Genomic DNA, 18,580 nt, shown 5'->3' with positions numbered 1-18,580 from the left:
AATCCATAAACCAGTATTATCATTAGCAATATTGCAAATCATAAATGTTAGTTAGATGAACTAGTAAGGGGGTGTCATCGTGAGCAAAAAAGTACTGATACTATCAGAAGCCATTGGTAGTGGTCATACGAAAGCCGCAGAAGCGTTGATGCAAGGAATTTCTCATCTTGCTCCTTCAATTCATACACAAATTTTAGAGGTGGGGCAGACACTTCATCCTCTTACTACAAAGCTGCTGCTTAATTCTTACCTTAAAATAATCATCCGCTCTCCTTCATTATGGAGAAAAATGTATGATTATAAACAAAACAAACCTCTTTCCAATTGGAAGAAATTTATTATTTATCAATTGTTTCATCGTCAAATTGAAGTTCTTCTTGATCAGGAGAAACCTCATCTTATCATTTGCACCCATCCATTTACTAGCTCATCAGTATCCAGACTAAAGAGGATGGGTTATCCGTTCATTCTTTGCTCGGTAATCACCGATTTTCATGTTCATGGGGCATGGGTTCATTCAGAGGTAGATGTCTATTTGGTATCAAGTGAAGATGTATATAATCAATTAATAAATATGGGAATTCCCAGGAGTCGTATTGTGGTAACAGGCTTGCCAATAAGGTCGAATTTTTGGGTCAAGAAAAACAAACAGGAAATGCGAAAAAAATTAAAATTAAATAATATTCCTACCGTTATTCTTATGGGAGGAGGATTAGGATTAGGCGGAATACAGCAACTTGCCCATGCTCTTTTGAAATGGAAAGAAAAAATTCAGGTCATAATATGCACTGGAAATAACGAAACACTAAGAAGTTCTTTGTTAAGGGATACAAAGTTCCATCATCCTCATGTTTATATTTTAGGGTTTGTTGATCTCATTGACGAGTGGATGGATGCGGCTGATTTACTCATTACAAAACCGGGTGGATTAACCTGTTTTGAGGCATTATCAAAGGGGTTGCCTATGTATATATATCAACCAATCCCGGGTCACGAAGAAAAAAATTGTGATTTTTTAGTAAATAATCATTTAGCTATTAAAATTGATGACACAAATAATATCGACATTTTGATTGAAAATTTACTCTTTTCTTCCCGAGAAATGGAGTTTTTACATAATAAAATGAGGGAATTTCAACAAAAAATAGATCCATTAGCAAGTGCAAAATTTATTGTTAACTGTCTTATTCCTTAAAATATTTCGCTAGATGATGTGACCTAAACTAAATCGAAGTTAATCTTAGATAAATCGAGTAATAACGTCCACTCTTTTTATAGTGTGCTTTTTTCCATTATGTAGTAGTGCAGACACTTTCAATAATTTCCTTTAAACTTCGAGGAATTTGACATGACAAATTCTTCATAAGGGTTAATATGATTGTATATCAATGGAGTCAGAGCTCGATAATCTTCAGGTGTCATTTTGATCCAATCCTCGTCCTTCAGCACATATTAGATTTTCCATAATAAACAGTAAGCAATTCTGCAACAAATGAAGACAAAGAATAGCTATTTCTTGCTCTTCTGGTTGGTTCTTTTGGATTTCGCTGCCTTTACCGTAACAAGTAAAGTCATTCGCTGAGGTCCAATTTTCTACTACATTTAATCCTTCATGGATTTCTTTCGAATGTAAGTATTCACATAAGAAGATAGTCTTTACTGCTTGTCCTAACTCACTTCAATATTAATGGATGGAAAAGGAAATGATAATAAAACGACACATACACCAGAAAGACTTTAAGTTAATTGCCGTCTTTACATTCGACTGGCATTAGTCAATCTTTTTCGTTCAAATCAATTATCTTTTAGTAGCATGTATCATACAATACCTGTTACTAAAATGAATGTATTTTCATTGGAGAAGGTTTGCGAAAAGAAATCAGCCTGAACTCCTAATGAGTTCAAGCTGATTTTCGTTATTTGGTTAACTGTAGGAAATAATCTTTTAAATCGACTTGCCGAAGGAATTTGGGTCTTAAATCTGTTCCAACGACAATCATCGGGGTTGTAGAGTCTTTTTTGTGTAACGAACCGTGTCCGGCTCCTCCGATATGTGTGGGAGATTTTTCACTGACGAATTCATGCCCGGGTTTTGCATCAACGATGAGATAGCTTCCCTTATGTGAATGAAGGGAACTATAAAGGCGGGCAAGAGCATCAGGATAATCTCCATATTGGATTTTGTTTTCATTTACAGAAAGATCTAAAATGGAAGTGTTCCCTTGTAACGTCCAAGACTGTTTATACTCATCAATATACGTTCCCTTAGGACGAAATTTAAGTGTTTCTTTCGTTTCCTCCTCAGTCACATGAATAAGGTCGTTTTCTTTCCAGGCGATAAAATCCACCCTTGAATCCTTTTTTAATTTGGAAGCAATCTCAGAAAGCGGAATGTTTTTATCCAATGAGTAGATAAAAGCCATCCGCTCATTCACGGCGAGGACAATTTGATCATTTTTCTTGATTGGTTCACCCAATTTAGCAATGGTATAATCCTGTAACAGAGATTTTAATCGAATTATGGATTTGTTTTTGTCCTTTCCAATCGATGATTGTCCACTGTCTCCCATTACAATCCATACCCCTTTTTTTAACGCTTCATCCCACGAGTCATACGAATTTAAAATTTTTTGAAGCTGTTTATCGGCTTTTTCAATTCCCTTTACATCCATCGGCCCGTTCTTGTGAACAGTGTGGTCATGATCTGGAAGATATGCAATTGTAAAAGAAGGAAGTTTCTTTTTTTGAATCAGATACTTTACTTCTTGCGCGGTAAAATTATCATTGAATCCAAAACTTTGCCAGAAGTGGTTATATTGGTTCTTCGGATTAAATTGTGATAACCGTCCGAAAGAAAACAAGATCGGTCCATTTGTACTTATTTGTTTAGGCATTAGCTTAAAGAATGCTATGGTTTTTGGAGTGTTTAAGTCATGCTCATAATCGCCACGGTAAATAAGACCATTAATAGAAGCAGAATGTTTCTTATTCTTAGCCAGCTCTTCATGAATCGTCTTAACTGACTCACTTAAATGTTGATTATTTAAATTGTAAACAATGTCTTTTAGAACCTGTTTTATACCAAGTGTTATAATTTCTTCTTTCCCGCTTCCATAATTAATGATCCGTTTTTCGTTTTCGTCGAACCAGACAAGCCCAGGGAGTTTATGATGGTCTGGATAGGTTCCGGTTAGTAATGTACTATCGATCGTTACAGACATGGTGGGATAGGAACTAACCACGTTCGGATAATACTGTCCATTCTGTATTAGAAATTCGAGTGCCGGAGCTCGTTCCTCTTTTATCGCTTTCTGTAATGGTTCATCCATCAAAGAGTCAATCATTAAGAGAATAACAGGTCTTTTAGGCTGTGTAATCTGGTTTTGAACGTTTGTAAAACCAGAGTTAGAGGGGGTGTTCGAGAATACTAAAAATAAAATGAGAATCAATCCCGCTATTATTAGAATGACTTTATTCAAAGTTACTCATCCTCTTTAAATGATAAACGATAAACGTTTTAATTATTTAGTTTAGCACAACCATAGTATGGCAAAATACAACCGAACTATTCGTTTATGTATAATGAGAATTTAGAAGCTATTTTTACTTATGCCCGATTCTTTTCTTTTAAAAGGAAAAAGGGAGTCATAGAAAAATGCTGCATAGTAAAAGATCCATTTGAGTAAATTAACGTTATCTCTACGTTTCCTTAACGGTTGCATATAACGTTAATGTACAAAATTAAGAAAGGAGTTCCTTCAAACAGATCATGATTGAATTCATAAAGGGTATTATTGAAAAAATAAACCAAATGATCGTGGCGTTAGTTGAATTTGATTATGAAAAGGCTTACGAAGAAATGAACAAAAAAAAATAATTTTCATTTAAAAAAATAAAAACCCTTATTTCAACTGTAACAATGAAATAAGGGTTTTTCATCTTTTTGATTTATCATTTCTTACATAACATATAATGCACTTGGTTCAATTTCGATTCGGGCAGGAGTTTGGCCGATCATTTCCCCATCCCCATGTATCAACAATGGAGTTGGGGAATAAATTTCTAGCTCTTTTCCTTTTATAATCTTAATAAAAGGGGAGGATGTATGATTTCCTTTAAAAGCTACTGGCAATTTGCGTAAAAATTCCCACTTAGACATTCCTTGAACAATACATATATCAAATAAACCATCATTGCTTTCGGCCTTTGGACAAATAGCAAGTCCTCCGCCATAAAAAGGTAAATTGGCTACGGCAATTAGCCACACTTTTGGAATCTTGTATAGCTTCTTATCAATCATTAAGGAGATATCTATAGGTTTATAATGGAATAACACATTTATTGCACTAATGATGTATGAGATTTGACCCATCCGGACGAAATTAAGCAATTTTTTATATATGGAATCATTCGTCGCATGAGCTACTTCCCCGTCAAATCCTATTCCTGCCACTGTACAAAAATATGTGGAATTTACAATTCCGATATCGATGATATTTGGTTTCCCATTTAATATACGTTCTAGAGCTTTATCATGTTTTAATGGGATACCTAATCCTCTTGAAAAATCATTTCCTGAGCCAGCAGGAATAATTCCTAACGGTATATTCGTACCTACTAATCCATTAATTACTTCATGGATCGTCCCGTCGCCGCCAACTGCAACAATTGCAGTCACTTTTTCCTTATTGATAATCTCTTGAACTAATAAAGTGGCATGTTTTGGTTTCTCTGTAAAACGAGCACAGTAATAAACGTTTTTTTCTTGGAGCTTTTTTTCTATTTGATGCCAAATTTTAAGAGCCCTTCCATTACCCGAAACCTTATTTACAATAAAACAATACAAAAGTCTCACCTATTCAAAAAATTTTAACAAAATTATAGCCTATTTTACATGTGAATATACAAGAAATAAAGTCGTTTCTATTTTGATGTTGAACTAAAAACATGAAGATGTTGAGGCAGCACCTTAAAATTCAGATTTTTCACATAAGATTTTTCTCCATCAAGATTGAGAGAGACAGACTCTGGAATCCTAAAGCTTCCGGATTTTATTTTAGTATGATGGATGATTGATGGATTGACAGTAATGTTGAGCTTTTTGGCAAGTAATAAAAAAAATAGTTGGAATCGATTGGTTTTTTTACAGGTGAGAAGATGAAAATAACCATCATTATAGGTTGAAGTCTTGATAAGATGTTCAAAAGGACCAACAGAGTTTCCATTCATAAGTAAAAATAAAGAGAGATCTGAAATTACTTCATTTGGGGAAACATCACATGAAATTGTATCTGATGGTTTTGTTAAAAAAAGTGTTTTAAGAAAATGAAAGTAATAAGCCCATTCACCAAAATAAGATTTAAGGGATGGAGATGTATTATAGGTAATATCCGACAACCAACCCGCTGCTGCAATGTTTGCAAAATAACGGTTTCCAAATTTACCAATGTCAATAGGTTTTATATTACCTCTTTCAATAATTGAAAGAGCTTCCGTATTGCAAGACATACCTAAGTATTTCGCAAATTCATTACTCGTTCCAAATGGGAATACTCCTATAGGCGGTCTATATTCTTCTTCTGCAATAAATTGAAGTGTTTGGTTTACAGTCCCGTCGCCTCCGGCAATAAAAATTGCATCCCATCTGTCTTGGCATGCCTTTTTAATAGGATTATCCACGTGTTTGAACCTCGATACATGATGAATCGTTAATCGATAACCCATTTCTGAAAGTTTTTTAATGAGCATCGGAAAGGCTTTATGAGTACCCTTTTTTCCGGAAAATGGGTTATAAACCATCAATGCCTGTTTGTTTATGTTATTCATAGTGAAGTCCTCCGACCCACAAGATACTTCCAAATCCAATTAATAACTACGGTACTATTCTTCTTTTTTTTCACTTCAAAATACGTTCTTTTTTTTAGAAATAATTTTTCCACATTTATCAAAAATATGAATAGAAAGGTAATGGGCAGGAAAAATTATAACTTGAAATCGTTAAAGAAACTAGGTGATCTGTGTTGAAAGCTTTGCAATTCGATTATAAAATGCCCCGCTATATTTCCAGCAAAATAATCGGAAGATTTATTCCTTCAGTTTATTGGGATTCTCGACTTTCCTGTTTACGATTTCACGAACAATCGGAGCCGGAGCTTCCGAATGAAGATTGGGTGAAAGTAAAAGTGAAATATGGAGGTATTTGCGGCAGTGATCTTAATCTCATTTTTTTAAATGATAGTCCTGCTACTTCACCATTTGTTTCGTTTCCGTTCACAATCGGCCATGAAATCGTAGGGGAAATTGCGGAAATAGGATCACAAGTTACTCATTTAAATCGGGGGGATCGAGTTGTAATAGACCCGATTTTGTCGTGTATATCGAGAGGAATAGACCATCCTTGTCCCGCATGCCTTGAAGGTAATTTTAGTTTGTGTGTGCATAAAACTGAAGGAGACTTGTCACCGGGTTTGTTAATTGGGGCCTGTCGTGACACAGGTGGCGGATGGAGTTCATATTTAGTGGCGCACAAAAGCCAAGCCTTTAAACTCCCTGCAGCTGTGAATGATTTAAACGGCGTGATGGTAGAGCCTTTTAGCTGCGCTTTACATAGTGTTTTAAGAAATCCTCCAAGTAAAAACGATACCGTATTAGTCATAGGAGGAGGAGTGATTGGGATATGTGTCATTGCGGCTATTCGAGCACTGGAAATCCCGTGCAGAATTGTTGCATTGGTAAAACATCCTTTTCAAAATGAGTTGGCTGCAAACTACGGGGCGAACGATATCGTCTATCTTCGAAAAAACACTTATGTCGATGATCTAACAAAATCTCTTAATGGACGGGTATTAAAGCCGCTTTTTGGTCCTGAGGTCATACAGGGAGGTGCAGATATAGTCTTTGAATGTGTTGGAAAAAAACAGAGTATCAATGATGCACTTCGGTTTTCCAAAAGCGGTGGAAAAGTTGTTCTGTTAGGACTAGCCGGCATAATGGACGGAATTGATTGGACGACAGTATGGCTTAATGAGTTAGATGTGAAAGGAAGCTTTGCTTATAGTACGGAAGCGTTTCAAGGAAAAAGAGTACGAACGTTTGACATAGCAATTGAATTAATGCGTGTTGGAAAAGTCGATCTATCACCATTAGTTACTCACCGATTTCCATTAGAAGATTACCGAAATGCACTTGATACTGCTTTAAATAAGAAAAATCGTGCAGCAATCAAAGTGGTTTTTGAACCCTAACATTCAAGATCTTAATAGAAATTAGGGAGGAAAACAAAATGAAGAACTTTACAATAACAGGTGCCGAAAAAACTCCTTTTCTTACATGGTATACGGAAGGATTAAAAGAAAAATTTTCAACTGAGGGATACGAATTTTTTGAAGAGCCGGTTGATGATATTAGGATTGTATTTCATGTGATCGACCAAGAAAATCCACGTCCTTTTCGCAGAAAAGCAAAGGCGACTTTTGTCGTATCTATACTAGAGAAGAATGAAGAACCGGAGAATATATTTGAGGCTGCTTATCCTTATTTAATCAGATCGTTAGCGAACCATTTAATTTTCATTGTAAACAACAAGGAAAAAACAGATGTTTATTTCATCACTCCTGAACAAGGATTTTACAAATTAAGTTACCAAAGTAAAGAAAAAGAAGACTTTTTCCAAAAGATTTATGAAAGATTGGAACCGGTTGCATCGTCTCAATTAGTTATTGACAATGATTTTGTGGATGATTTGGATCAAAAATTATGGAATGGCAACGAAATCACACAAAAAATGTACCTAGCAGGTAAAAAATTAGATCAAATGAATTTATTGCCTGCACCATTTCCACTCGAAAAATATTTATCATCTCGTGATATGCGCCAATTAAAAAAATTGTACGGGATCGGCGGCCTTAGCTATGGAAATCTAAGCAGCCGACACGATGACAGAAGTTTTTGGATGAGCGCCAGCGGAGTCAACAAAGCGAATATGCGAGTAATTGGTCAAGACATTTTACACATCAAAGGATTTAATTCGAAGAAAAATGCGATGGAAATAAGTGTTCCTCCGAGTATTTCTCCAAGAAGAGCGTCGGTTGATGCGATTGAACATTGGATGATTTATAAAGAACATCCAAAAGTAGGGGCAATAGTGCATATTCATGCATGGATGGATGGGGTAAAAGCAACGGAAATCAACTACCCTTGCGGTACAATTCAATTGGCGGAAACTGTAGCAGATCTAGTACGAAATGCCAATGATCCATCCAGAGCAATCATTGGACTTAAAAATCACGGTCTCACAATAACAGGCCCTGATTTAGATGACATCTTTGAACGTATTGAAGGGCAAGTCATCCCCCAGGTGCCAATGGCATAAAAAAGTAAGATTTAGATCTTACAGAATAAAAATTGAAGGGTATCTTATGTAAAGAGGAGTGAGAATATGGAAACTACGATTGAACCGATCGACAGGGTTGCGATCGATCTCGGTCCGATCCAACTTTACTGGTATGGTGTTATTATCATTGCCGGCGCCCTTCTCGGCCTATGGCTCGCCATGCGTGAAAGCGAGCGACGTGATCTGCCAAAAGAAACCTTTGCCGATCTCGTCATTTATGCATTTCCTGTTTCAATCATATTCGCACGCATTTATTACGTCATTTTTAAATGGGAATATTATGCCGAACATCCCATTAAAATTTTTGCTATCCGGGAAGGCGGACTGGCCATGCACGGTGTACTAATCGGTGCGGTATTGACGATCATCGTGTTTTCGAAAGTACGACAAATTTCGTTCTGGAAACTTGCCGACATTTTAGCACCGAGTCTCATTCTAGGTCAGGCAATAGGACGCTGGGGAAATTTTATTAATCAGGAAGCCCACGGGGGACCCGTATCACGGGAATTTCTCGAAAATCTGTATTTGCCCGATTTTATTATTAACCAGATGTACATAGACGGGACGCATTAGCATCCGACTTTTTTATATGAGTCACTTTGGAATTTTGGAGGTTTTATCGTTCTAATGTTCCTCCGACGGCTAAATTTAAGGCGCGGCGAGTTGTTTTTGACTTATATGATCTACTACTCGTTCGGCCGTTTTTTTATCGAAGGAATGAGAACGGATAGCTTAATGCTTACGGAGAATTTACGGATGGCACAAGTCGTTTCCGTCGTTTTAATCTTTGTGGCGATTCTGATCATCTGGTACCGTCGAAAAAAAGGATATGCCAATATCCGTTATTTAGATAGTGGTATGTAATAGAATAAGGTTTGATTGAAATGATAGGCAGGTTGTTGATTCTATTTTTAGAAATCCTATTAAATAAACTTGAAAAGGGGGACTTTTTAGCAGTGGTTAAGATGGCTCAAAAAGGTGATGTAATTATTTTTTTAAGAAACGGAATAAAGTTAAAGGGAGTTGTGTTCAAAATAAGAGATAATAGTGCTTTAGTGAATATAAATAAATCCATTGCCGCAAATTTAGGTCTTGAAACACCTTTCACCGTGGTAAATCACAAAAATTATAGTGTAGTTAAGGCGAGTGAAATATTATGAGAACTATCTTTGAAAATGGAATACAACTAGAACAACAACTATAATAAATTCCTATCTTAAATTGTTAATTCCATATGGGCTAATAGTGAAAGAAACGGTCCAAATCCGAACGTCAGAAGGAATCAAATACGGATCGGTTAGAGAAATAAAATGTGTCAAAGTGAAGGGTAGTTATGGAAGTTACTTTGTACAAACAAAGTTCCTATCTGATGGAGAGAGGGATTTGCTAATAATGACCGGTTTTTTGATTGTAATGGCACTAATTTTTTAATTTCTAATATAAAAAAATAAATTCTGCCCCAATTCGACCCCAATTCACTATTTTGGAAATAAAAAACCAAGTAAACAAAAAAGGAAACCCCTTGATATATAAGGGATTTTCTCGACTTAATGTAACGTCCCAGGAGAGATTCGAACTCCCGACCTACAGTTTAGGAAACTGTTGCTCTATCCTGCTGAGCTACTGGGACATCAGGTTTTTATTATAATGGCTTAGGCAGTAAAGATCAAGACCTTTAAATTTATAGAGATTATTAATAAAAAAAAATATTTATTAAATATTCAAAATTTTTAGTATAAATGGTAAAATATATCCAGACGAATGAAAAAGTAAGAACGTAAATAAGTAGACCAATCGTTTGTGGAGGTGAAAATTATTGGAGCAAAAGCCTATTCATTATGATGGCAGCGTTCAACTTGAGCAAACAGCTTCCATTGAATCTACAGAAAATGATCTTTTTGAGATTACTGATGAAATGCGAAAAAACATTGGCCGTAATCCTTATTCATATGTTAATAATCAGTAATATAAAAAGGATTTGTCATTTCAGGCAAATCCTTTTTATATTTTTTAGAGACAAAATAGTTGATTTGATAAAATAATTTTAGTATTATTTATCTCGAATTAAAAATAATTTAATTCAAGATAAAATTATTTGACTGTTTTTTAGTTTTTTGATGAAAACTAAAAGGTCAAAAAAAAATTAATTAAAGAAAGGTGAAAAAACATCATGGCAAAAGTTTTGTACATCACGGCGCACCCGCTAAATGAAACACAATCCTACAGCATGGCAGCAGGAAAAGCATTTATCGAAACTTATAAAGAAGTCAACCCGAACGATGAAGTGGTTCATATTGATTTATATAAAGAAAACATTCCGCAAATTGATGCTGATGTTTTAAGTGGTTGGGAGAAACTTCGTTCTGGACAGGCATTTGAAGAACTTACCGCTGAAGAGAAAGCAAAAGTCGGCCGGCTTTCAGAGTTGTGCGAACAGTTCATCGAGGCAGATAAATACGTATTTGTAACACCTTTATGGAACTTTTCATTCCCTCCAGTCATGAAAGCATATCTTGATTCAGTTGCTGTCGCAGGAAAAACTTTTAAATATACAGAACAGGGGCCAATTGGCCTTTTAACAGATAAAAAAGCATTACACATTCAGGCACGCGGCGGTATTTACTCAGAAGGTCCTGCAGTTGAATTGGAAATGGGACACAGATATCTTGGCGTGATGATGAAATTCTTCGGTGTTCCTTCTTTTGAAGGCTTATTTATTGAAGGACACAACGCAATGCCTGACAAAGCTAATGAAATTAAAGAAAATGCTATTGCCCACGCTAAGGACTTAGCCCATACATTTTAATGCTGCCATTTAAGAAGGCATAAAAATAATAATCTTTAAAATTGAAAGGTAAACACATATTAGTCATGTTTAATATGTGCTTACCTTTATTATTTCTAGATCAAGGGCAGGACCAACTGCTCTTATTTTTCTTATCATGAATTTTTAGATGTCTTTTTGTTAGGTACTATAAGATTTAAATTGTCTATTTCCTCGTTTTCCACAAAATGTTGAAGCATTGAAACCTTATTTTCCTAAAATTGCTCGAAAAAGGAAAGCCAATCTTTTAGTTCGAGAAGCGTCTCCGGCTGGAGTTTATATATCTTCTCTCTTCCCGCATTCTTCACACTGACAAGTTTCGATTCCGAAAGAATTCGTAAATGTTTAGAAACTGCTGTACGACTCATAGGAAAGTGTTTGCTTATTACAGTGACAGGCATTTCCTTTTCAGCGAGAAGTCGCAGCATTTTACGACGGGTAGGATCAGCAATTGCTTGAAAAATATCATGTTTTTTTGCAGTTGACATTAACCCTCAACTACTTTTCGCAGTTTGTTGTTTACAATCGAATCCCACCCATCGTTCATTCGGTTTCTTATTACAGAATTTGTTTCTCCTGCTTTTTGAATAATTTCATCCGGATCTCCCCAACCGGAATGAATAAGCGTAAATTCTGTTTTTCCTTCTAGTTCCTTTAATTCAAGAGAAACACGCCAACTCTTATCCCACGAAAAAGAAAGTCGATAAGGCGGGTCGAGTTCAAGAACTTTGCAAGGCGATGGCCCAAAAGGTGACTGCAAAGTGAATTCATATCCAACTTTTGGCTCAAAATTATTTGGCATAAACCATGCAGCGATGCCTTCTGTAGTTGCTACGGCTTCCCACACTTTATGAATCGGAGCATTAAATACGGTGGTTTTGCGAATGTCTGGAACTTTGCTTGGCTGATTAATATCCATATAACTTTCCTCCATGTTGAATAAATATGTAACCAAAAGGTTTCGTGTTAATGTATATAAAACCCTTTGGTTACATGTCAATATTTGTTTAATTACAAACATTCCTCCAGTTATTTAAAAAAAGAAGTAAAAAACTGAATGTTTATAGTAAAATGCAAAAAATGCCGGAAGAAAATCCGGCATTTTCTTTCATCAATATAAGACAGAGACTTTAGCAACGCATAAATCAAGCGGAGAAGGTGAGATTCGAACTCACGCGACGGTTGCCCGTCCTAGCGCATTTCGAGTGCGCCCCCTTAAACCACTTGGGTACTTCTCCAGAATGATAGAATGATTATTTCGTTCAACTAGCTGCAGAGCGGGTGAGGGGAATCGAACCCCCGCCGTCAGCTTGGGAAGCTGAAATTCTACCATTAAACTACACCCGCATTTTTAATGTGGTCGGGAAGACAGGATTTGAACCTGCGACCCCCACGTCCCGAACGTGGTGCTCTGCCAAGCTGAGCTACTTCCCGATCGAGAAGCTTTAAAGGGAGTGAATACGGATATCCCTGAAATGAAATAAGCAGAGTGATTTAAGAAGACTTCAACCATAAAAAGGTTGAAGCCTTGCTAACAAAAGATGCGGATGAAGGGACTTGAACCCCCACGGTATTGCTACCACTAGAACCTGAATCTAGCGCGTCTGCCATTCCGCCACATCCGCTAAATGGAATTCGTAATCTGACGAAAAACAATATAGCATATTTTAAAAAAAAATGCATCTGTAAAGTCTTAGAAAAAATGTATGTTCTACTGTGCAATCATATTTAAGAAACATCATTATATTTCGTCTATTCATATAACACTGACCAATTTATCTTACTTAATTGAACTAATACGAACGTCAGGACAGCAGGATCATCTCAAGTTCTAAGTCTATATCGGTTTTGAAACTAAGAGTCATTTTTCTCCTTAATACTTAACACGTCCCATGCATTTCCCCAGTCTTTCATTGCATCAAAAATGGGACGGAGGGCCTGACCTTTTTCTGTTAGAGAGTATTCTACGTGTGGTGGAATTTCTGAGTAAATCTTCCGCATTATAATCCCTTCATTTTCTAACTCTTTTAATCGCTTTGAAAGAGTTCTAGGACTAATTCTTTTTAATGACTTTTGCAATTCACTATATCGCTTTGGACCATAAAAGAGGTCTCTAAGAATAATAAATGTCCACTTTCCACCTATAACACTCATAGTCTTTTCGATAGGACATTTGGAATGGCCATGCTCAAAGAATTCAGTCATTTTATTCCTCCTTCACCGTTCATTCAGATAGTTACTTTATAAAAAAACCGTACTTTATAAGGAGAAGTACTTTAACTACTACAGTATTACATAGACCATACAGTAAATATTGGTATTGGATAATGGAATGATTAACATTTTCCAACCGCAGTCTATTATAAACTTCGCCATATTATTTTCTATAAAATTCTAATAATATTTAAATATTTTAAAATGAAAAATCAAAGTTATTAGCTCATTTAAACATAATTACACGAAAGGATGAAAAGGATGCGAAAAGGAGGGGCTTAAACGACTGATTATTTGTGCAAACGCCGTTCAAAAAAGACTGCTCAAATAGTGCAATATAATCGTTTTTGAACTTTCTTGCGCTTTTTTGTTCGATATAATTTAACGCGTTTATCTCGTCTTTTTTCGAGTGAAAATAAAAAACGGCCTCCATTCCGATGTAGTCGAAAAAGAGACCGTTGCTCTAAAAGGATATATAAACGTACGTTGTTTATAACTTTCCGTTCGATTAGCGTTCGTTTTGCGCGGAATGGAGCATAGCGGGCTCGAACCGCTGACCTCTTGCATGCCATGCAAGCGCTCTCCCAGCTGAGCTAATGCCCCATATGAGGTACAAAAGATATTATAGCGGTATCTTACTTTCTATGCAATAGGAAAATTTATTAAAAAACTGATGAAATTTTGGTAAACTGTTTACAATCTTTCATATTAATCATGTTTCAGTTCAAATTTTTTAAGAAAATGAAATCAAACAAACATGTTTTTAAAAACTAATTACTTTAATTATGTTATATTTTTAAAATAAACAAAATTTTAAAAAGGGTTAAAGGAGGAGAGAAAATGAATCATACTGTCGATTTGACTATAAAAAATGAAGTGTTGATCAAATTAATTTTTGCTGCAATAGCAGGTTTAGTCATTGGATTAGAAAGGGAATTGAAAGGGAAGCCTTTAGGTTTAAAAACATGCCAAATTGTATCGGTTATGGCTTGTTTATTAACGATTGTATCGTATGAGTCCGCTTTTCTTTATTCTAAAGAATACTCTCGTCCAATGGACCCTGGGCGCATACCGTCTTATATCATTAGTGGAATTGGGTTTTTGGGGGCAGGTGTGATTTTACGAAGAAGCAATGAAGCGATATCGGGTTTAACAACGGCTGCTTTGGTTTTAGCTTCCGCAGGAATCGGAATAGCTATTGGTGCCGGTTTTTACATAGAGGCGTTACTAGGTGTAATTTTTATTATCATCGGGGTCAAAATCGTACCTTTTCTGTTTGAGTGGATTGGACCAAAAAAGCTAAGTGAAAAAGAAATCAAAGTCAAGTTAATCATTGATAAAACAACAGATTTAACCAATTTATTGATAGAAATGAAAGGTAGAAAAATAGGAATAAAGAGAATTAAATTGAAAGAAGAAAAGGATGACGTTACGATCAGTGGTGTTATTACCACAAATAAAAATGTCTATACAACAGAAGTTTATCACAAATTGAAATCATTAGCAGGTGTTACCCAGGTGGAAGTTGAGAACTTGGAGTAAAAACCGGATAAAAAACGTATACAAAAAAATGCAAGTTTCATAGGAATGAACCCTTTTTAAGTTATAAATTGGTTTAAACCTTATTAAACCATAAGGCAAAGGAGTTTAATTATGCAGGATCAGAAAGTAAATCCATACCTTGCCCTCGCAATTGGGGTCATAGCTGTTTCAACATCTGCCATTCTTGTAAAGGTAGCAGCTTCGCCCTCGAGTGTGATTGCTTTTTATAGGTTATTGTTTTCAGTTCTTTTTATGATGCCACTGTTTCTTTTGAAATATATCGGCGAGATCCGTCATATTACGAGGAGAGACTGGCTTTATTCGATTGTAGCCGGTTTATTTTTAGCTTTTCATTTTATCCTTTGGTTTGAGTCTCTAAATTTCACGTCGGTTGCAAGCTCGACAGTTCTTGTGACTTTGCAGCCTATATTTGCCTTTGTTGGGACATATTTTTTCTTTAAGGAAAAAATATCGGTTAAAGCTATTTTAAGCGGAATTATCGCAGTTGTTGGGAGTGTAATTATTAGCTGGGGTGATTTTCAAATCAGCGGAGCCGCTTTATTAGGAGATTTTTTGGCTCTTGCAGCTTGTGCTCTGGCAACCGCCTATTTACTGTTTGGCCAAACAGTGCGGAAAAGGCTGTCTCTAATCACTTATACTTTTGTTGTTTATAACATCAGTACCCTTGCGCTTTTTATTTATATCCTGGCTGTCAATGAGTCTATTATACCTGCAGAGAGAAAAGACTGGATTTATTTTATTTTGCTGGCACTCATTCCGACGCTATTAGGGCATACGTTATTTAATTGGTCCTTAAAGTGGCTCAGCACATCAACTATCTCGATGGCTATTCTTTTTGAACCGGTTGGAGCGACAATTTTAGCATATTTATTACTGGGCGAGCACGTGATAGCTACCCAAATTATCGGCGGACTAGTTGTCGTTATTGGTATTTCTTTATTCTTAATAGATGAAAGAAAAGTGAAGGTAAAACGGATGCAGGAAAATTCCATATGAATTGAAGGAGCAAAAAGATTATCTTTATAAAGTAATCCCCCTTCGGCAGGGGATTACTTTTTTTAATACATAAATATAGAGCGATTGATTATTGCATATTCTCATTTTTCAATAGGTAATGCATTTATTTGAATTTTATTAATCATAATGTTCTTTTAGTGCTCAATATTTGTGGATAACGTGAATAAATTTATGCACACTTGTGGATAAGAAGATTTGTATTTCATGTTTCAGCAACAAGTTATACACTTCATTGTTGATAATTTGTGGATATCTATAATAATTCCTGTTTTTTATTCCTCGTAAAAAAAGTATTCTCTTGGCAAATGATTAACAGAGAAGATTAGAATTGAAGTGGAATGAAAAGGGAAAAAATAATTTTATTGCTATTTTTGAAAAATTATATTGCAAACATTTTGCACACGTGTTATATTATTTCTTGTCCTCGACATGAGGAAAAAGAAATACAAAAAATATGTTGACACGAATTAAAATTTTATGTTAAATTAAAAAAGTCGCTTTTGAGCGGCGGCAAAGAATTGTTCTTTGAAAACTGAACAAACAAAAGCGTCAACGTTTAAAAGTGGAGGCGACCGGTTAGCTTCGAAGGGCATTGGAGCTTCTTCTGTCAAAGTCCTTAAAGACTTTGACAGAAGAAGCGAAATGACCTCGCTGCTTAAAGCATCACCTAAAGGTCATGCTTTGCGCAAAATTGCGATGAAGCTAATTCAAGTAGCTATTTAGCTGGGAGCCGAAACTGGATAGCGTTAATTTTATTATTTATGAGCATATCTTACTCTTTTATTGGAGAGTTTGATCCTGGCTCAGGACGAACGCTGGCGGCGTGCCTAATACATGCAAGTCGAGCGGACCGATGGGAGCTTGCTCCCTGAAGTCAGCGGCGGACGGGTGAGTAACACGTGGGCAACCTGCCTGTAAGACTGGGATAACTTCGGGAAACCGGAGCTAATACCGGATAATCCTCTTTCCCGCATGGGAAAGAGCTGAAAGATGGCTTCGGCTATCACTTACAGATGGGCCCGCGGCGCATTAGCTAGTTGGTGAGGTAACGGCTCACCAAGGCGACGATGCGTAGCCGACCTGAGAGGGTGATCGGCCACACTGGGACTGAGACACGGCCCAGACTCCTACGGGAGGCAGCAGTAGGGAATCTTCCGCAATGGACGAAAGTCTGACGGAGCAACGCCGCGTGAGCGAAGAAGGCCTTCGGGTCGTAAAGCTCTGTTGTCAGGGAAGAACAAGTACCGTTCGAATAGGGCGGTGCCTTGACGGTACCTGACCAGAAAGCCACGGCTAACTACGTGCCAGCAGCCGCGGTAATACGTAGGTGGCAAGCGTTGTCCGGAATTATTGGGCGTAAAGCGCGCGCAGGCGGTTCCTTAAGTCTGATGTGAAAGCCCACGGCTCAACCGTGGAGGGTCATTGGAAACTGGGGAACTTGAGTGCAGAAGAGGAGAGCGGAATTCCACGTGTAGCGGTGAAATGCGTAGAGATGTGGAGGAACACCAGTGGCGAAGGCGGCTCTCTGGTCTGTAACTGACGCTGAGGCGCGAAAGCGTGGGGAGCGAACAGGATTAGATACCCTGGTAGTCCACGCCGTAAACGATGAGTGCTAAGTGTTAGAGGGTTTCCGCCCTTTAGTGCTGCAGCTAACGCATTAAGCACTCCGCCTGGGGAGTACGGCCGCAAGGCTGAAACTCAAAGGAATTGACGGGGGCCCGCACAAGCGGTGGAGCATGTGGTTTAATTCGAAGCAACGCGAAGAACCTTACCAGGTCTTGACATCCTCTGACAATCCTGGAGACAGGACGTTCCCCTTCGGGGGACAGAGTGACAGGTGGTGCATGGTTGTCGTCAGCTCGTGTCGTGAGATGTTGGGTTAAGTCCCGCAACGAGCGCAACCCTTGACCTTAGTTGCCAGCATTCAGTTGGGCACTCTAAGGTGACTGCCGGTGACAAACCGGAGGAAGGTGGGGATGACGTCAAATCATCATGCCCCTTATGACCTGGGCTACACACGTGCTACAATGGATGGTACAAAGGGCTGCGATGCCGCGAGGCTGAGCCAATCCCAAAAAACCATTCTCAGTTCGGATTGCAGGCTGCAACTCGCCTGCATGAAGCCGGAATCGCTAGTAATCGCGGATCAGCATGCCGCGGTGAATACGTTCCCGGGCCTTGTACACACCGCCCGTCACACCACGAGAGTCTGTAACACCCGAAGTCGGTGAGGTAACCGCAAGGAGCCAGCCGCCTAAGGTGGGACAGATGATTGGGGTGAAGTCGTAACAAGGTAGCCGTATCGGAAGGTGCGGCTGGATCACCTCCTTTCTAAGGATTATACGAAAAGCGAAGGCGACTGGTTAGCCTCGACAAGCGCTGGAGCTTCTGGCGGAAAAGTCCAAAAGACTTTGACAGAAGAAGCGAAGCGACTCGAGAGGCTAGGAGCCGTAGCTAGACATTACAACAGAACAGTTGAACGCTTTTGTTTGTTTAGTTTTGAGGGAGCAATTCCTCAGAACTTCGTTCTTTGAAAACTAGATAATGTGAAGAAGGCAAAAGAAGAACCG

The 18,580-nt window shown here is 37.5% G+C and carries 14 protein-coding genes, 6 tRNA genes, 1 rRNA gene and 3 pseudogenes; 11 read left to right on the top strand and 13 right to left on the bottom strand.

The features are described 5' to 3' along the window. Positions 1 to 79: 79 nt before the first annotated feature. Positions 80 to 1,195: an MGDG synthase family glycosyltransferase gene (locus BMMGA3_RS13505; RefSeq protein WP_003349791.1), complete on the top strand. Its 1,116-nt coding sequence runs from the start codon at positions 80 to 82 to the stop codon at positions 1,193 to 1,195. 119 nt (positions 1,196 to 1,314) lie between these two features. On the opposite strand, the pseudogene BMMGA3_RS17550 reads toward BMMGA3_RS13505, so the two are convergent. From BMMGA3_RS17550 to BMMGA3_RS13490, 4 genes and pseudogenes are all read right to left on the bottom strand, one after another. After that, positions 1,315 to 1,678 (bottom strand): annotated as a pseudogene (locus BMMGA3_RS17550) (Tn3 family transposase); the annotation flags it as partial. Between the two features lie 238 nt (positions 1,679 to 1,916). Next, entirely contained in the window at positions 1,917 to 3,479 is a 1,563-nt protein-coding gene (locus BMMGA3_RS13500; protein ID WP_003349790.1) for an alkaline phosphatase family protein, read from the bottom strand. Positions 3,480 to 3,958: 479 nt separating this feature from the next. Further along, positions 3,959 to 4,846, bottom strand: a complete 888-nt coding sequence (locus tag BMMGA3_RS13495; RefSeq protein ID WP_003349787.1) for a diacylglycerol/lipid kinase family protein — start codon at positions 4,844 to 4,846, stop codon at positions 3,959 to 3,961. Between the two features lie 77 nt (positions 4,847 to 4,923). Continuing rightward, positions 4,924 to 5,865 carry a diacylglycerol/lipid kinase family protein gene (locus BMMGA3_RS13490; RefSeq protein WP_237712891.1) on the bottom strand — a complete coding sequence of 314 codons (942 nt, stop codon included), beginning with the start codon at positions 5,863 to 5,865 and terminating at the stop codon, positions 4,924 to 4,926. A 155-nt stretch (positions 5,866 to 6,020) separates the two neighbouring features. Here BMMGA3_RS13490 and BMMGA3_RS13485 point away from each other — a divergent pair, with 155 nt between their 5' ends. From BMMGA3_RS13485 to BMMGA3_RS13470, 4 genes and pseudogenes are all read left to right on the top strand, one after another. Then, the gene (locus BMMGA3_RS13485) at positions 6,021 to 7,244 is read left to right on the top strand and encodes a zinc-dependent alcohol dehydrogenase (protein ID WP_003349785.1); all 1,224 of its coding nucleotides are present in this window, start codon (positions 6,021 to 6,023) and stop codon (positions 7,242 to 7,244) included. A 38-nt stretch (positions 7,245 to 7,282) separates the two neighbouring features. Beyond that, entirely contained in the window at positions 7,283 to 8,371 is a 1,089-nt protein-coding gene (locus BMMGA3_RS13480; RefSeq protein WP_003349784.1) for a class II aldolase/adducin family protein, read from the top strand. A 66-nt stretch (positions 8,372 to 8,437) separates the two neighbouring features. Then, positions 8,438 to 9,256 (top strand): annotated as a pseudogene (gene lgt, locus BMMGA3_RS13475) (prolipoprotein diacylglyceryl transferase). Positions 9,257 to 9,276: 20 nt separating this feature from the next. Then, positions 9,277 to 9,552 (top strand): DUF2187 family protein, encoded by a 276-nt coding sequence (locus tag BMMGA3_RS13470; RefSeq protein WP_003349783.1) that lies wholly within the window; start codon positions 9,277 to 9,279, stop codon positions 9,550 to 9,552. A gap of 396 nt (positions 9,553 to 9,948) precedes the next feature. Here BMMGA3_RS13470 and BMMGA3_RS13465 read toward each other — a convergent pair. After that, positions 9,949 to 10,022, bottom strand: a tRNA-Arg gene (locus tag BMMGA3_RS13465). A gap of 186 nt (positions 10,023 to 10,208) precedes the next feature. Between BMMGA3_RS13465 and BMMGA3_RS17960 the strand changes: the two genes are divergently transcribed. Both BMMGA3_RS17960 and BMMGA3_RS13460 read left to right on the top strand, forming a co-directional pair. Next, complete coding sequence (locus BMMGA3_RS17960; RefSeq protein WP_003349782.1) at positions 10,209 to 10,358, top strand: hypothetical protein; 150 nt, start codon at positions 10,209 to 10,211, stop codon at positions 10,356 to 10,358. Positions 10,359 to 10,562: 204 nt separating this feature from the next. Further along, positions 10,563 to 11,198 carry an FMN-dependent NADH-azoreductase gene (locus BMMGA3_RS13460; protein WP_003349781.1) on the top strand — a complete coding sequence of 212 codons (636 nt, stop codon included), beginning with the start codon at positions 10,563 to 10,565 and terminating at the stop codon, positions 11,196 to 11,198. A gap of 236 nt (positions 11,199 to 11,434) precedes the next feature. On the opposite strand, the pseudogene BMMGA3_RS13455 reads toward BMMGA3_RS13460, so the two are convergent. The 8 genes and pseudogenes from BMMGA3_RS13455 to BMMGA3_RS13420 form a co-directional block, all read right to left on the bottom strand. Continuing rightward, positions 11,435 to 11,704 (bottom strand): annotated as a pseudogene (locus BMMGA3_RS13455) (ArsR/SmtB family transcription factor); the annotation flags it as partial. Beyond that, entirely contained in the window at positions 11,704 to 12,135 is a 432-nt protein-coding gene (locus BMMGA3_RS13450; RefSeq protein ID WP_003349778.1) for an SRPBCC family protein, read from the bottom strand. The gene BMMGA3_RS13450 and the pseudogene BMMGA3_RS13455, both read right to left, overlap by 1 nt. Before the next feature lie 231 nt (positions 12,136 to 12,366). Then, positions 12,367 to 12,454, bottom strand: a tRNA-Ser gene (locus BMMGA3_RS13445). 38 nt (positions 12,455 to 12,492) lie between these two features. Then, positions 12,493 to 12,563: transfer RNA gene (locus tag BMMGA3_RS13440), tRNA-Gly, on the bottom strand. A 10-nt stretch (positions 12,564 to 12,573) separates the two neighbouring features. Next, positions 12,574 to 12,650 (bottom strand) — tRNA-Pro (locus BMMGA3_RS13435). A 108-nt stretch (positions 12,651 to 12,758) separates the two neighbouring features. After that, a tRNA-Leu gene (locus BMMGA3_RS13430) sits at positions 12,759 to 12,841 on the bottom strand. A 229-nt stretch (positions 12,842 to 13,070) separates the two neighbouring features. Then, complete coding sequence (locus tag BMMGA3_RS13425) at positions 13,071 to 13,421, bottom strand: winged helix-turn-helix transcriptional regulator (RefSeq protein ID WP_003349776.1); 351 nt, start codon at positions 13,419 to 13,421, stop codon at positions 13,071 to 13,073. A 539-nt stretch (positions 13,422 to 13,960) separates the two neighbouring features. After that, positions 13,961 to 14,033: transfer RNA gene (locus tag BMMGA3_RS13420), tRNA-Ala, on the bottom strand. Between the two features lie 237 nt (positions 14,034 to 14,270). On the opposite strand from BMMGA3_RS13420, the gene BMMGA3_RS13415 reads away from it, so the two are divergent. From BMMGA3_RS13415 to BMMGA3_RS13400, 4 genes are all read left to right on the top strand, one after another. After that, complete coding sequence (locus tag BMMGA3_RS13415) at positions 14,271 to 14,972, top strand: MgtC/SapB family protein (RefSeq protein ID WP_003349775.1); 702 nt, start codon at positions 14,271 to 14,273, stop codon at positions 14,970 to 14,972. 111 nt (positions 14,973 to 15,083) lie between these two features. Continuing rightward, positions 15,084 to 15,989 (top strand): DMT family transporter, encoded by a 906-nt coding sequence (locus BMMGA3_RS13410; RefSeq protein WP_003349774.1) that lies wholly within the window; start codon positions 15,084 to 15,086, stop codon positions 15,987 to 15,989. Positions 15,990 to 16,535: 546 nt separating this feature from the next. Then, positions 16,536 to 16,733: a hypothetical protein gene (locus BMMGA3_RS13405; protein WP_038502280.1), complete on the top strand. Its 198-nt coding sequence runs from the start codon at positions 16,536 to 16,538 to the stop codon at positions 16,731 to 16,733. A gap of 57 nt (positions 16,734 to 16,790) precedes the next feature. After that, a 16S ribosomal RNA gene (locus BMMGA3_RS13400) occupies positions 16,791 to 18,341 on the top strand. Positions 18,342 to 18,580: the final 239 nt, after the last annotated feature.

The sequence above is a fragment of the Bacillus methanolicus MGA3 genome, assembly GCF_000724485.1.
Lineage (GTDB): Bacteria > Bacillota > Bacilli > Bacillales > Cytobacillaceae > Bacillus_Z > Bacillus_Z methanolicus_A.
Note: the sequence above shows the minus strand (reverse complement) of the source record. Positions and strands in the feature narration are given on the sequence as shown.